Raw genomic sequence first — 14,625 nt, 5'->3', positions numbered from 1 at the left:
TGCTCGTTCCCGGACGGGCACATCCTTTTATGTACATATGGGACTCGTTTTGTCCCGTGGGACAAATATGGTCAAGTCGAAAAATAGAGGAGCAGGGGAGCGTGGAGCAGGTGCGGAAAATCGGGGTGCTGACAAGCGGCGGCGATGCGCCGGGCATGAATGCAGCCATTCGTGCGGTCGTGCGCAAAGCGATCTATCACGGTCTGCAAGTGGCAGGGATCAAACGCGGGTATCAGGGGCTGATCCAAGGAGAGATCATCAACATGGATCTCGGATCGGTCGGCGACATCATCCATCGCGGCGGGACGATGCTGTTCACCGCCCGCTCGGAGGAGTTTAAGACGGAAGAGGGGCGGAACAAAGCGTTCCAGCAGATCCAGGATCACGGCATTGACGGGCTGATCGTCATCGGCGGCGACGGTTCGTTTCGCGGTGCCAAACTGCTCTCCGACATGGGCGTGCCAACGATCGGGATCCCCGGGACGATCGACAATGACATCCCATGCACCGAATTCACGATCGGTTTTGATACCGCGATCAACACGGTCATCCAGCTGGTGGACAAGATCCGCGACACCGCCACATCGCATGAGCGCACGTATGTGATCGAAGTGATGGGACGCGGTGCCGGGGACATCGCGCTGGTGGCCGGCGTATCGGTCGGCGCGGAAACGATTTTGATCCCGGAAGAAAAGCACGACATCATCAAAGTGGTGGAGAAGCTGAAGCGCGGGGCGGCACGGGGCAAAAAGCATTCGATCATCCTCGTCTCCGAAGGCGCCGGCAAAGGATTTGCCATCGGCGAAGTCATTCGCGAGCTGACCGGCTGGGAGACGCGGGTCACCGTGCTCGGCCACATTCAGCGCGGCGGATCGCCGACGGCGTTTGACCGGATGTTGGCCAGCAAGATGGGCGCCCATGCGGTCGATCTGCTCCTTTCGGGTGAGAAGGCGAAGATGATCGGCACGGTCGGCGGACAGCTGAAAGCGACCGACATCACCGAGGCGTTAAACACGCCGCGCCTTCCCGATCTCAGCTTATACGACTTGGCGGATGTGCTTTCGATTTAAGATGTGGTAAAGTTAGACATAAACGTTGGAAATCAAGGGGGATCACCCATGCGAAGAACGAAAATCGTTTGTACGATTGGACCGGCCAGCGAATCGGTTGACATGCTGAAAACGCTGATGCAAAACGGTCTCGATGTTGCCCGGCTCAATTTCTCGCACGGCACGTACGAGGAGCATGCTGCCCGCATTCTAAACATTCGCCAGGCAGCGAAAGAAACGGGCAAAAATGTCGCGATCATGCTCGACATCAAAGGACCCAAAATCCGCACCGGTCTGGTCAAAAACGGCGCGGTCGAATTACATAACGATGCAGCGATCATCCTGACCACCGAACAGCTCGCAGAAGGCGATGAACACCGCATCTCGATCTCTTATGACGGGTTGCCGGAAGACGTGCAGCCGGGCTCGATCCTGCGCATCGACGACGGCCTGATCGGGCTGGTCGTCGAACAGGTCGCAGGCACTGAGATCCACTGCCGCGTCACCAACGGCGGCATGCTGAAGAACCGCAAAGGCATCAACGCGCCAGGTGTCAAACTGCGCATCCCGAGCGTCACCGAGAAAGACATCGCCGACATCAAATTCGGCATCGAACAAGGCGTCGACATCATCGCCGCATCGTTTGTGCGCAAGGCGTCCGACGTGCTGGACGTGCGACGCATCCTCGAAGAAGCGAACGTACATAAAGACATCATCTCGAAGATCGAAGCGGAAGAAGCGCTCGACATGATCGATGAGATCCTCGCCGTCACCGACGGCGTGATGGTGGCGCGCGGCGACCTCGGTGTGGAGATCCCGACCGAAGAAGTTCCGCTCGTCCAGAAGATGCTGATCCAAAAATGCAACGAGCTCGGCAAGCCGGTGATCACCGCAACGCAGATGCTCGACTCGATGGAGCGCAACCCGCGCCCGACCCGCGCGGAGGCGAGCGACGTCGCCAACGCCATCTTTGACGGCACCGATGCGATCATGCTGTCCGGCGAGACAGCGGCCGGCAAATATCCGGCCGAAGCGGTCGCGACGATGGCGCAGATCGCCAAACGGGCGGAAGAAGCATTGTTCAACAACCTCGTCCCGTCCCGCCGCAATGTGGCGGAAGCGGAAGCGAACGTGACCGACGCGATGTCGCTGGCCGTCTCTACCATCGCCGATGACCTGAACGCACGCGCGATCGTCACGGCGACCTCGAGCGGACACACGGCGAAAAAAGTTTCCAAGCATCGCCCGTCCACTCCGATCATCGCCGTCACCGACAGCGAAGAGGTGGCGCGCCGCCTGATGCTGTCGTGGGGCGTGTACCCGATCATCTCGCGCACCGCGAAGACGACCGACGAAATTCTCGCCATCTCCATTCAAGGCGCGCTCGATTCCGGCCACGTCAAACACGGCGACCTGATCGTGATCACGGCCGGCGTTCCGGTCGGACAACCGGGCACGACCAACCTGCTGAAAGTCCATACGATCGGCGAGATTCTCGCCAAAGGCCAAGGCATCGGCCAAAAGGCGGTCAGTGGGCGCGTGCTGGCATCGAACAGATCGGAAGAGCTGTTGAACCTGCGGGAAGGCGACATCCTCGTCACGCACTCCACCGACCGCGATGTCGTGCCGGCGATGGAAAAGGCGGCTGCTGTGATCACCGTCGAAGGCGGCTTGACTTCGCACGCGGCGGTCGTGGCCCTTCACCTCGGCAAACCGGTCATCGTCGGCGTGGAAGACGCTACCGAGAAGCTGAAGACCGGCATGGTCGTCACCGTCGATTCGAAGTCCGGATTGATCTACGAAGGCGTTGCACACGTCATTTGATTGAACTGTTGAATCTATCAAGAAAAAGCTCCTTTGCAAAGCTGGCAAAGGAGCTTTTTTGCTATAATAAGAACATCGTGCAGAGGAGGGGATTTTCATGGCTGAATTTTATGAAGTGGAACTGCGTGTGCGCTATCAGGAAACCGACCAGATGGGCGTCGTCTATCACGCCAACTATTTGAACTGGTTCGAAGTCGGCCGCACCGAGTGGCTGCGCGAGTACGGCATGTCCTACCGCATCCTCGAAGAACAAGGCTGGCTGCTCCCGGTGACTGAAGTGTGGTGCAAATACCACGCATCGGCCAAATATGACGATCTGGTGCGGATCAAGATCTGGATCGACACGATGTCCAAACTGCGCATGACCTTCGGCTATGAAGTCACCCGTGCCACCGATGGCGAAAAGCTGGTCAGCGGCAAGACGGAGCATGTCTTCATCAACCGCGAAGGCCAGGTCCAGCGAATCAACCGCATTTTGCCGGAGCTCTACGAATTGATGACCCAAAAAGCGGTGAGCAACACATGAAGCGTCTGTTCCTTCTCTTGATCATCGCCGTGCCGGCGCTGGAGATATTCACTTTGATCCAAGTTGGACATATCATCGGCGGCTGGCTGACGTTTTTCCTCGTCATCGGCATGTCGGGGCTTGGCGTCTATCTGTTGACGGTGCAGGGCCGATATATCATGCAGCAGATCAGACGCGAGATGCAGATGGGACAGCTCCCCGGCGATTCGCTGCTCAACGGGGCTTGTCTTTTGGTCGGCGGAACGCTGTTGCTCATTCCAGGTTTATTGAGTGATCTCATCGGGATGCTGCTGCTACTGCCCGGCGTACGGGAGCTGCCGAAGAGCCTGATCAAACTGTATTTGATGAAGATGATGCAAAAAGGCAACTATGTGTTCTATCGCAGATTCTAGAAAGAGGCTTTTACATCTATGGAAGAGAACAAAAAACTGCCCGTTTCACCGCTGGTGTTCCTGCTGATCGGCGTGCTGGCCGTCTCGTTTTCGGCCATCATTATCAAATGGTCGACCGCCCCCGCGGCGATCCTCGGGCTGTACAGGCTCGTGTTTACGTTTTTGCTGCTCGGCCCGTTTTTGCTGACCAAAGGGGCGCGGGCGGAGCTGAGAGGGATAAGTCTGCGCACGTGGGTGCTCGTCGCGCTGTCCGGCGTGTTTCTGGCCTTCCATTTCATCTTCTGGATCGGTTCGCTGAAATACACGACGGTCGCTTCCTCGACCATTCTGATCACCTTGCAGCCGATCTTCGTCATGGTGCTCGCCTACTTCACGCTGAAAGAGCGCACGACGTGGCAGGCATGGGCCGGCGCAGGCATCGCCATCGCCGGAAGCCTGTTCATCGGCTGGGGCGACCTGCAGATCAGCGGGACTGCGCTTTGGGGCGATCTGTTGTCCCTGCTCGGCACCTTGGTCGTCAGCGGCTATCTGGTGATCGGGCAATACCTGCGCGGGGTGATGACCTCAATGGTCTACTCGCTGCTCGTCTATGTCTTTGCGATGATCGTGATGTTTTTCTATTGCATTGGGGAAGGCTATTCTTTGGTGGATTACAGCGGACGGGAATGGATGCTGTTCGTCCTGCTCGCCTTCATCCCGACCGTCTTTGGACATACGCTGTTCAACTGGCTGCTGAAGTACGTAAACGCCGCGACGATTTCGATGGCGATTCTCGGCGAGCCGATCTTTGCGACCATTCTGGCCTATCTCCTGCTCAGCGAAGCGGTCACCTGGGCGCAATGGGTCGGCGGCGCGATCATCATGAGCGGGATCTGGCTGTTCCTCTCGACCCAGAAAAAGGGGGCCGCGGCACCGAACGGGCAAGAAAGTTTCACAGGGTGAAACGACGGTTCGGAGTACGAAAGATACCCTTGTTCAGGTCCTGAATGATATGGTATGATTTACATGCTTGGATATTTCACTCACATGTTCAACAGCGGGTAAGGTGACAAAGCGTCGCCTTACCCAATCCTATATCTATACATAACCAGGAGGTCGAAATCATGTTTGAAAAGTACACGGCTCCGACAAAAGGTCAAAAGATCACCATCGAGAATGGCAAGCTGAACGTTCCGAACAACCCGATCGTTCCGTTTATCGAAGGGGACGGCACCGGTCCGGACATCTGGAACGCATCTGTTCGCGTGTTCGATGCAGCAGTTGAGAAAGCGTACAACGGTGAGAAGAAGCTGGAATGGTTCGAAGTGCTCGCAGGTGAAAAGGCTTTCAACGAAACTGGCGAATGGCTCCCGAACGACACCCTGACCGCATTCCGTGAGTTTCTCGTCGGCATCAAAGGCCCGCTGACCACTCCGGTCGGCGGCGGCATCCGTTCCCTGAACGTTGCGCTGCGCCAAGAGCTCGACCTGTTCGCATGCGTGCGCCCGGTCCGCTATTTCAACGGCGTTCCGTCCCCGGTCAAACACCCGGAGCACGTCGACATGGTCATCTTCCGTGAGAACTCCGAAGACATCTATGCCGGCATCGAGTATGCAGAAGGCACTGAAGAAGTGAAAAAAGTGATCAAGTTCCTGCGCGAAGAGATGGGCGCGAAGAAGATCCGCTTCCCGGAAACTTCCGGCATCGGCATCAAGCCGGTCTCCAAAGAGGGCACCGAGCGCCTCGTGCGCGCTGCGCTTGACTACACGATCCAGCAGAACCGCAAGTCGCTGACCCTCGTGCATAAAGGCAACATCATGAAGTTCACCGAAGGCGCGTTCAAAAACTGGGGCTATGAAGTTGCTGAACGTGAATATGCTGATAAAGTGTTCACCTGGGCGCAGTACGACCGCATCAAGGACGCAGAAGGCACCGAAGCTGCGAACAAGGCGCAATCTGCTGCTGAAGCTGCCGGCAAGATCATCGTGAAAGACGTGATCGCCGACGCATTCCTGCAACAGATCCTCACCCGTCCGGCGGAGTACGATGTCATCGCGACGCTCAACCTGAACGGCGACTACATCTCCGACGCGCTGGCTGCGCAAGTTGGCGGTATCGGCATCGCTCCGGGTGCAAACATTAACTACGTTACCGGCCATGCTGTGTTTGAAGCAACGCACGGCACCGCACCGAAGTATGCAGGTCTCGACAAGGTTAACCCGGGTTCTGTCATCCTCTCCGGCGTGATGATGCTCGAATTCCTCGGCTGGCAGGAAGCGGCTGACATGATCGTCTCCGCGCTGGAAAAAGCGATCGATCAGAAGACCGTCACCTATGACTTCGCACGTCTGATGGAAGGCGCAAACGAAGTGAAGTGCTCCGAATTTGCGGACGCGCTGATCAAGAACCTGTAAGTTCGTTTCACACCGGATTTGACTATCTGTGAGTGGAGGAGATCATGATGACCATGAAGCGTAACAAGATCACCATCGTCGGCGCAGGCTTTACCGGCGCGACCACCGCACTGTTCCTGGCACAAAAAGAACTGGGTGATATCGTTCTGCTCGACATCCCGCAGTTGGAGAACCCGACCAAAGGCAAGGCGCTAGACATGTTTGAGGCAACTCCGGTCTTAGGTGTCGACACCAACATCACCGGCACTTCGAACTACGAAGACACCGCAGATTCTGATGTTGTGATCATCACCGCAGGCATTGCCCGCAAGCCGGGCATGAGCCGCGATGACCTTGTGGCGACCAACGCGGGCATTGTGAAATCCGTTACCGAACAAGTGGTAAAATACTCTCCGAACTCGATCCTGATCATCCTGTCCAACCCGGTAGACGCGATGACCTATGTGGCCTACAAGACGTCCGGCTTTCCGAAAAGCCGCGTCATCGGCCAATCTGGCGTCCTCGACACCGCCCGTTTCCGTTCCTTTATTGCGATGGAGCTCGGCGTGTCTGTCGAAGACATCCAAGGCTTCGTGCTGGGCGGCCATGGCGATGACATGGTACCGCTCGTCCGTTATTCCTACGCAGGCGGCATTCCGCTGGAGAAGCTGATCCCGGCAGACCGTCTGGAAGAGATCGTGCAGCGCGCCCGCGTAGGCGGCGGCGAGATCGTGCAGCTGCTCGGCAACGGCTCTGCCTACTATGCACCGGCAGCATCGCTCGCACAGATGACCGAAGCGATCCTCAAGGACAAGAAGCGCATCCTGCCGTCGATCGCACTGCTCGAAGGCGAATACGGCTATGAGGGCCTGTTCATGGGCGTTCCGACCCTGCTCGGCAAGAACGGTATCGAGAAAGTCTTCGAACTGGAACTGACGGCAGACGAAAAGAACGCGCTCGACAAGTCGGCCGACTCGGTTCGCAAAGTGATTGCAGTCGTCGAAGGAAGATAGTTTCGTAACAAAAGGATTACAGGTAGATTACAATTCGCCAAAAATTCCCCGGAATTAGAAAATTCTGGGGAATTTTTTTCGTGTCTGTAGTACAATGAAATTAAGCCAAAATCTTAGCGTGAGCCTTATCCAACACCTAAAAACGATTGAATCCTGTAGAAAAATGTCGAATCTATCAAGAAATATTCTAGAATCCTGACGAATTTTAGCCACAAATGACTCGCATGTGTAAGATCTTTATGATATTGTATAACTTGTGGCTGATTCGTAGATTTGGACCAAAGATTCAGAATCTAGAACTTATTTGCAAATGAGCCGTAAAATGATCGCATAATTGGCTCGTAGCACTCGTAATTTTACTAGTGGACGAGAAAGGCAGATTAGACTATAATTTTTTATGAATAATCTGTCTTTTAAAACTCTTTATTCTTTCTATCGGGTATTAGGCTGGAGCCTTACCATAATATTACGAAACACTTACATGAGATTTTAGGAAAAGGGGGGGAACGGGGAAGAGGAGTGAGTGAGTCCCGGATCTGGATGCTGAATGCAGCATGTGCGAAACCGCTTCCATGAAACAGCTTCTATGAATGGACTGGGAGAAAGTAACAAGGTTCTCGGAAAGCTGAGACCGCGGCACTGGGGGTGCCTCGGCTCGCAATTGCCAGCAAAAAGCCACTAGCGAAAAGACAGAGATGCAAGTAGACTAAAAGCTGTATCTCAACCAAAACCACAAATAACAAAAAAAATTCTTTGGGAGGTGTGGTTGTGCTTCGTTTTATCCTCCGTCGTGTAGTATACGGTTTGATCACTCTTTGGGTAATCGTTTCCTTGACCTTTATCCTCATGCATAACCTTCCGGGCGACCCGTTCGCCGCGTCTGAGCGTTTGAATGACGCCACAAAAGCTATCCTGATGCAACACTACGGTCTTGATGACCCGATCTGGGTGCAATACGGTCGCTACCTTACGAACATCGTCACTGGTGACCTTGGCGTATCCTTCTTCTATCCAACGCGTTCTGTTAATGACATCATCGGCCAGACGTTCCCGACGTCTGCTGAACTTGGTCTCTACTCGATCGTTGTTGCCGTTGTCATCGGTCTGACCCTTGGTATCGTCGCAGCGCTGAACCACAACAAAGGCCTCGACTACTTTGCAATGCTCACCGCAATCGTCGGCGTATCCGTTCCGGCGTTCGTAATCGGGCCGTTGCTTTCGTACTACATCGGGGTTCAACTTGGCTGGCTGCCGCCGGCGCTGTGGAAAGGTCCGGAATACGTAATCCTTCCGACCATCACCCTGGCGTTTGGTACACTGGCTACCATGGCACGTATGATGCGTACTTCCATGCTGGACGTAGTCAACCAAGACTACATTAAGACCGCTCGTTCCAAAGGTCTTTCCCGCATCTCGATCGTTGTAAAACACACCGTTCGAAACGCGATTCTGCCGATCATCACGATCTTGGGCCCGCTCACCGTCAACATCATGACCGGTACCCTCGTCGTTGAACAGATCTTCGCAGTTCCGGGCATGGGTAAGCACTTCGTTAACTCTATCACGACGAATGACTACACAATGATCATGGGGATGACGATTTTCTACTCTGGTCTGCTCATCCTTGCGATCATCGTGACAGATATCCTGTACGGGGTTGTCGACCCGCGTATCCGTCTGGCGAAAGGTGGGAAGTAAGCGATGCAACCTGTTACTCAAGATAAGTTTAAACTGGCGCAAAAGCAATCCGATGCAGAGCGCGTCGTTCGCCCTTCCGTTTCCTACTGGGCTGACGCGTGGCGCCGCCTGAAGAAAAACAAAGCAGCAATGCTCGGCTTGATTCTCCTTGTCATGCTGGCGGTACTGGCGATCTCCGGTCCGGAAATCCGCCCGTACGACTACCAGACGCAAGACCTGCAAGTTCGTAACCAAGCTCCGACCGCTGACCACTGGTTCGGTACCGACGACTTCGGCCGTGACCAATGGGTTCGCGTTTGGTGGGGCGTTCGTATCTCGCTGTTTATCGGTATTGTCGCTGCATTCCTTGACTTTGTCATCGGTGTCCTGTATGGCGGTATCTCCGCTTACTTTGGCGGCCGAATCGATGATATCATGCAGCGTTTCGTTGAGATCGTTTACGGTATTCCGTACCTCATCCTGATCATCTTGCTGATCATGGTCATGGGTCCGGGTATCTTCACCATCATCCTAGCGATGGCTTCAGTCGGCTGGGTCGGTATGGCGCGTCTCGTTCGCGGTCAGATCCTGTCCTTGAAAGAGCAAGAGTACGTGCTCGCAGCCCGCACCCTGGGCGCAAGCCCGTGGCGTATCATCCTGCGCCACCTGATCCCGAACGCACTGGGGATCATTATCGTACAAATCACGTTTACCGTTCCGGGCGCGATCTTCGCGGAAGCATTCCTGTCCTTTATCGGTCTGGGTATCAAGGTTCCGCTCGCATCCCTCGGTTCTCTGGTAAACGACGGCGTGCAATCGATGCGTAACTTCCCGTTCCGCCTGATCTGCCCGTCGGTCGTATTCGCTTGCATCATGCTGTCCTTCAACCTGTTGGGCGACGGTCTGCGTGACGCACTCGACCCGAGACTTCGTAAATAAGGAGGGTAATGCCCATGAACAACATCTTAGAAGTCAAAGACTTGAAGGTATCGTTCCACACCTATGCCGGTGAAGTTCAAGCCGTACGCGGCGTTACCTTCAATCTGAAAAAAGGCGAATGCCTTGCGATCGTTGGCGAGTCCGGTTGCGGTAAATCCGTGACCTCCCAAGCGATCATGCGCCTCATTCAAACCCCGCCGGGTGAGATCAAAGCAGGTTCGCAGATCGTGTTCGACGGCAAGACCGACATCGTAAAGCTGACCGATAAAGAAATGGAAAACGTTCGCGGTTCCGAGATGGGCATGATCTTCCAGGACCCGATGACTTCTCTCAACCCGACCATGAAGGTGGGAGCTCAGATCGCGGAAGGCCTGATCAAGCATCAAGGCCTGTCCCGTCAAGCAGCTCGTGAGCGTGCGATCGAAATGCTGCGCCTCGTAGGCATTCCGAACCCGGAAGCTCGCGTAGAGCAATACCCGCACCAATTCTCCGGCGGTATGCGTCAGCGTGTTATGATCGCAATCGCGCTTGCTTGTAATCCGAAGCTCTTGATCGCCGACGAGCCGACCACCGCGCTCGACGTGACGATCCAGGCGCAGATCCTCGACCTGATGCGCGACCTGCAAGAGAAGACCGGCGCTTCGATCATCATCATCACCCACGACTTGGGCGTTGTTGCTGACGTTGCACAAAAGGTTGTCGTCATGTACGCGGGCAAAGTTGTAGAAAACGGCACGATCGACGAAGTCTTCTACAACCCGCAACATCCGTACACCTGGGGTCTCCTGCGTTCCGTTCCGCGTCTGGACTCCTCCAAAGATGAAGATCTCATCCCGATCGACGGCACCCCGCCGGACCTGATCGCACCGCCGAAAGGCTGCGCATTCGCTGCGCGCTGCCCGTACGCGATGGAGATCTGCATGGAGCAGGATCCGGAAATGACCAAGATCGACCAGAACCACGCAGCTGCTTGCTGGCTTCTCCACCCGAACGCTCCGAAAGTTGAACGTCCAGTAGAAGTAGGGGGAGGTAACCACAATGGCTAATGCTACGTCGACTGTTGCAAACTCGTCGAAGACGGGTACTGATAACATTCTTGAGGTGACGAACCTCTCCAAGCACTTTGACTTGGGCCGCGGCACGATCCTGAAGGCGGTTGACAACGTCTCCTTCTCAATCAAACGCGGTGAAACGTTCGGTCTGGTTGGCGAGTCCGGCTGCGGTAAGTCCACCACCGGCCGTACGATCATCCGTCTGTACGATGCTACTGCCGGTACTGTGAAGTTCAACGGCAAAGACGTTCATAAAGTGCAAGGCCGCGACTTGAAGCAATTCAACCGCGACATGCAGATGATCTTCCAAGACCCGTACGCATCGCTCAATCCGCGTATGACCGTCGGTGACATCATCGGCGAAGGCATCGACATCCATAAACTGATGTCCGGCCGTCAACGCTTGGATCGCATCTATGAACTGCTCCGTACCGTTGGTCTGAACGAAGAGCACGCTTCCCGCTTCCCGCACGAGTTCTCCGGCGGTCAGCGTCAGCGTATCGGTATCGCTCGCTCTCTGGCGATCGAGCCGCAGTTCATCATCGCGGACGAACCGATCTCCGCACTGGACGTTTCCATCCAGGCGCAGGTTGTCAACCTGATGAAGAACCTGCAGGAAGAGCGCGGTCTGACCTACCTCTTCATCGCGCACGACTTGGCAATGGTTAAGCACATTTCCGACCGTATCGGCGTTATGTACCTCGGTGCACTCGTCGAGGTTACCGAATCGACCGAACTGTACCGCAAGCCGCTGCATCCGTATACGGAAGCACTCTTGTCTGCAATTCCGATTCCGGACCCGGAAATCGAGCGTACCCGTGAGCGCATCATTCTGGAAGGCGACGTTCCGTCCCCGGTTAACCCGCCGTCCGGTTGCCGCTTCCGTACCCGTTGCCCGAAAGCAATGCCGGAATGCGCACAGATCACTCCGGAGCTCAAAGAAGTTGAGCCGGGCCATCACGTGGCTTGCCTGCTCTACAACTAAGATCCGTTCTAAGAAGCACACCTTCGGGTGTGCTTTTTTACTTTTCATTATGCTACAATAAACGAAGCACATACCTTGCGAAGAGGTGGAGACATGACCGATAAAAAGAAATTGGTTCTCATTGACGGGAACTCCATTACATACCGGGCTTTTTTTGCACTGCCGCCGCTGTCGAACAGCAAAGGGCAGTATACGAACGCCGCATACGGCTTTACAACGATGCTTTTGCGGCTGCTGCAGGACGAGCAGCCGACCCATTTGATGGTGGCCTTTGACAAAGGCAAGGCGACCGTGCGTCAGGAGATCTATCCGGAATACAAAGGGACGCGCGAGAAGACACCGGGCGAGCTGCGCGAGCAGTTCCCGATCGTGCGCTCGATCTTGGACAGCTTCGACATTCCTTATCTCGAAGTCGAGGGCCACGAAGCGGACGACATCATCGGCACGATCACTCAAGCAGCAGAAACGCAGGGCTTTGAGTCGCTGGTGGTCACCGGGGACAAAGACTTGCTGCAGCTCGTTTCCGATCACGTGACGACGATGCTGACCCGCAAAGGCATCTCGGAGACAGAAAAATACACCGAGAAAGAGATTCAGGAGCGCTACGGGCTGACCCCGCTGCAGATCATCGACCTGAAAGGCCTGATGGGCGATACGTCAGATAACATTCCGGGAATCCCGGGCGTTGGGGAGAAGACTGCGCTGAAGCTGCTGGCGCAATTCCCGACGGTGGAAGAAGTGCTCGAACATGCGGACGAAGCGCCGGGCAAGAAGCTGCAGGAGAAGCTGCGCGAACATGCCGAATCGGCACTTCTGTCTAAACGTTTGGCGACGATCAACCGCGAAGTTCCGCTCGACATCGATTTTGAGTCCTATCGTTTCGAATCTTATGATGCGGGGAAAGTGCGCGAGATTTTCAAAGCGCTGGAATTTAAGTCTCTGCTTGATCGTCTGCCCCAAGGCGGCACCGAGTCGGAAGCGGCCGAAGAGCCGGCTGCAGCTGCAAATGCGGTGGTGAGCCCTCAGATCATCCGTGCGGACGAGCTGGGGGCGATCATCGACACCTTGCCGGAGACAGTGGGGCTCTATCTGGATGTAGAAGGCAACTATCAGCTCGGTGAGATTCACGGGCTGGCGATGGCGACCAAAGACGCCGCCTGGTATCTGCCGTTCGATGGCATGTTGCCAAATGAAGTGGTGGCGCTGCTCCAAGATGCGGGCAAGACGAAGGTCTATTACGATGTGAAGGCGGTCAGCGCCGCGCTGAAGACGCAACTGATCGAACTGGACTGCAACGTGTTCTGCACGCTGCTCGGTTCGTATTTGCTGTCGCCGTCTGACGGCACGCCCGATCTGTTTGACGTGATCGAGCGCCACATCGGCTGGAAGGTCGATCCACTCCCGAAAGGCACGGCGAAGAAAAAGGTTGAGGTCTCGATGGAGGAGCGGGCGATGTTGGCCGGTTCGGTCGCGGCAGCCAATGCGCATTTGAAAGAGCTGCTGGAAGTGGCGTTGGAGACGAGCGACCTGATGCCGCTGTACCGCGACCTCGAATTGCCGCTCTCCTTTGTGCTGGCCGACATGGAAGCATCCGGCGTGCGCATCGACACAGAGGAGCTCAAAGAGATCGGCGAGAACCTCAAAACGCGCATCGAAGCGCTGCAGGCAGAAATCTACGAGTTGTCCGGGCTGGAGTTCAACCTCAACTCGCCGAAACAGCTCGGCGAAGTCTTGTTTGACAAGCTGGGACTGCCGGCGTCGAAGAAGACCAAGACCGGTTATTCCACATCGGCCGATGTATTAGAAAAATTGGCTGAGCACTCGCCGGTCGTGCAGAAGATCCTCGATTATCGCCATTTGGGCAAACTGCAGTCCACCTATGTGGAAGGGCTGTTGAATGCGGCGCGCCAGTCGGGGGACAACTTCCGCGTGCACACGCAGTTCAACCAGGCGCTGACGGCGACGGGCCGTCTGTCGTCGACCGAGCCGAACCTGCAGAACATCCCGATCCGCACGGAAGAAGGGCGCCGTCTGCGCCATGTGTTTGTGCCGACCGATCCGGAGTGGAAGATCCTCGCAGCAGACTACTCGCAGATCGAACTGCGGATTCTCGCGCACATCTCGGGCGATGAGAGCATGATCGACGCGTTCGTGCATGACGAGGACATCCACACCCGCACGGCGACGCAGGTGTTTGAAGTGGCGCCGGAAGAGGTGGATGCGAACATGCGCCGAGCGGCAAAAGCGGTCAACTTCGGGATCGTATATGGCATTTCCGATTTTGGCTTGTCGCAAAACTTGAACATTCCGCGCAAGCAGGCGGGGGCGTTTATTGAGAGTTATTTTGCGAAGTTCCCCGGCGTGAAACGGTATATGGAAGAAGTTGTGGAGCAGGCGCGCCGGGACGAATATGTTACTACGCTGCTTGGCCGCAAGCGCCATCTGCCCGATATCAAAGCATCGAACTTCAACATCCGCAGCTTCGCCGAGCGCACGGCGATGAACACGCCGATCCAAGGCACGGCTGCTGACATCATCAAAAAAGCGATGGTCAACATCCACGAAGCGATGAAAGACCAAAAGCTGCGCGCCAGAATGCTCCTGCAAGTGCACGACGAACTGATCTTCGAGTGCCCGCCGGAGGAGATCGAGCAGCTCACCGACTTGGTGCGCCATGAGATGGAGCAGGTAACTGTGCTCTCCGTGCCGCTCAAAGCGGACATCAACATCGGCGACACTTGGTACGAAGCTAAATAAAACGCTGGATGTAAAAATCAAGCAGACTGCAAGAAGACT

The 14,625-nt window shown here is 55.7% G+C and carries 12 protein-coding genes; all 12 read left to right on the top strand.

The genetic code is table 11. The features are described from left to right. The first annotated feature begins 110 nt into the window (after window positions 1–110). The 12 genes from pfkA to polA all read left to right on the top strand — a co-directional run bounded on the left by pfkA (window position 111) and on the right by polA (window position 14,586). The gene (gene pfkA / locus EV586_RS14140; RefSeq protein WP_132945952.1) at window positions 111–1,070 is read left to right on the top strand and encodes a 6-phosphofructokinase; all 960 of its coding nucleotides are present in this window, start codon (window positions 111–113) and stop codon (window positions 1,068–1,070) included. 48 nt (window positions 1,071–1,118) lie between these two features. Continuing rightward, window positions 1,119–2,873 (top strand): pyruvate kinase, encoded by a 1,755-nt coding sequence (gene pyk, locus EV586_RS14135; RefSeq protein ID WP_132945765.1) that lies wholly within the window; start codon window positions 1,119–1,121, stop codon window positions 2,871–2,873. A 97-nt stretch (window positions 2,874–2,970) separates the two neighbouring features. Further along, a complete protein-coding gene (locus tag EV586_RS14130; protein ID WP_132945764.1) occupies window positions 2,971–3,399 on the top strand; it encodes an acyl-CoA thioesterase in 429 nt (142 codons plus the stop codon). Beyond that, the gene (locus EV586_RS14125; RefSeq protein WP_132945763.1) at window positions 3,396–3,791 is read left to right on the top strand and encodes an FxsA family protein; all 396 of its coding nucleotides are present in this window, start codon (window positions 3,396–3,398) and stop codon (window positions 3,789–3,791) included. The genes EV586_RS14130 and EV586_RS14125 overlap by 4 nt, the downstream gene beginning before the upstream one ends. A gap of 18 nt (window positions 3,792–3,809) precedes the next feature. Continuing rightward, window positions 3,810–4,733, top strand: a complete 924-nt coding sequence (locus EV586_RS14120) for a DMT family transporter (protein ID WP_132945762.1) — start codon at window positions 3,810–3,812, stop codon at window positions 4,731–4,733. Between the two features lie 161 nt (window positions 4,734–4,894). Beyond that, on the top strand, window positions 4,895–6,184 hold the full coding sequence (icd, locus tag EV586_RS14115) for an NADP-dependent isocitrate dehydrogenase (RefSeq protein ID WP_132945761.1): 1,290 nt from the start codon (window positions 4,895–4,897) through the stop codon (window positions 6,182–6,184). 47 nt (window positions 6,185–6,231) lie between these two features. Beyond that, window positions 6,232–7,176, top strand: coding sequence for a malate dehydrogenase (gene mdh, locus EV586_RS14110; RefSeq protein ID WP_132945760.1), 945 nt, complete (start codon window positions 6,232–6,234; stop codon window positions 7,174–7,176). Window positions 7,177–7,944: 768 nt separating this feature from the next. Further along, complete coding sequence (locus tag EV586_RS14105) at window positions 7,945–8,874, top strand: ABC transporter permease (protein ID WP_132945759.1); 930 nt, start codon at window positions 7,945–7,947, stop codon at window positions 8,872–8,874. A 3-nt stretch (window positions 8,875–8,877) separates the two neighbouring features. Next, a complete protein-coding gene (locus tag EV586_RS14100; protein WP_132945758.1) occupies window positions 8,878–9,792 on the top strand; it encodes an ABC transporter permease in 915 nt (304 codons plus the stop codon). Window positions 9,793–9,806: 14 nt separating this feature from the next. Next, complete coding sequence (locus tag EV586_RS14095) at window positions 9,807–10,838, top strand: ABC transporter ATP-binding protein (RefSeq protein ID WP_132945757.1); 1,032 nt, start codon at window positions 9,807–9,809, stop codon at window positions 10,836–10,838. After that, window positions 10,831–11,829, top strand: a complete 999-nt coding sequence (locus EV586_RS14090; RefSeq protein WP_132945756.1) for an ABC transporter ATP-binding protein — start codon at window positions 10,831–10,833, stop codon at window positions 11,827–11,829. Before EV586_RS14095 ends, EV586_RS14090 begins: the two co-directional genes overlap by 8 nt. 93 nt (window positions 11,830–11,922) lie before the next feature. Further along, window positions 11,923–14,586, top strand: a complete 2,664-nt coding sequence (gene polA, locus EV586_RS14085; RefSeq protein WP_132945755.1) for a DNA polymerase I — start codon at window positions 11,923–11,925, stop codon at window positions 14,584–14,586. Window positions 14,587–14,625: the final 39 nt, after the last annotated feature.

Origin of the sequence: Tumebacillus sp. BK434, assembly GCF_004340785.1 — a bacterium.
GTDB lineage: Bacteria > Bacillota > Bacilli > Tumebacillales > Tumebacillaceae > Tumebacillus_A.
The sequence above is the reverse complement of the archived record's forward strand: the minus strand, read 5'-3'. Positions and strand labels throughout refer to the sequence as shown.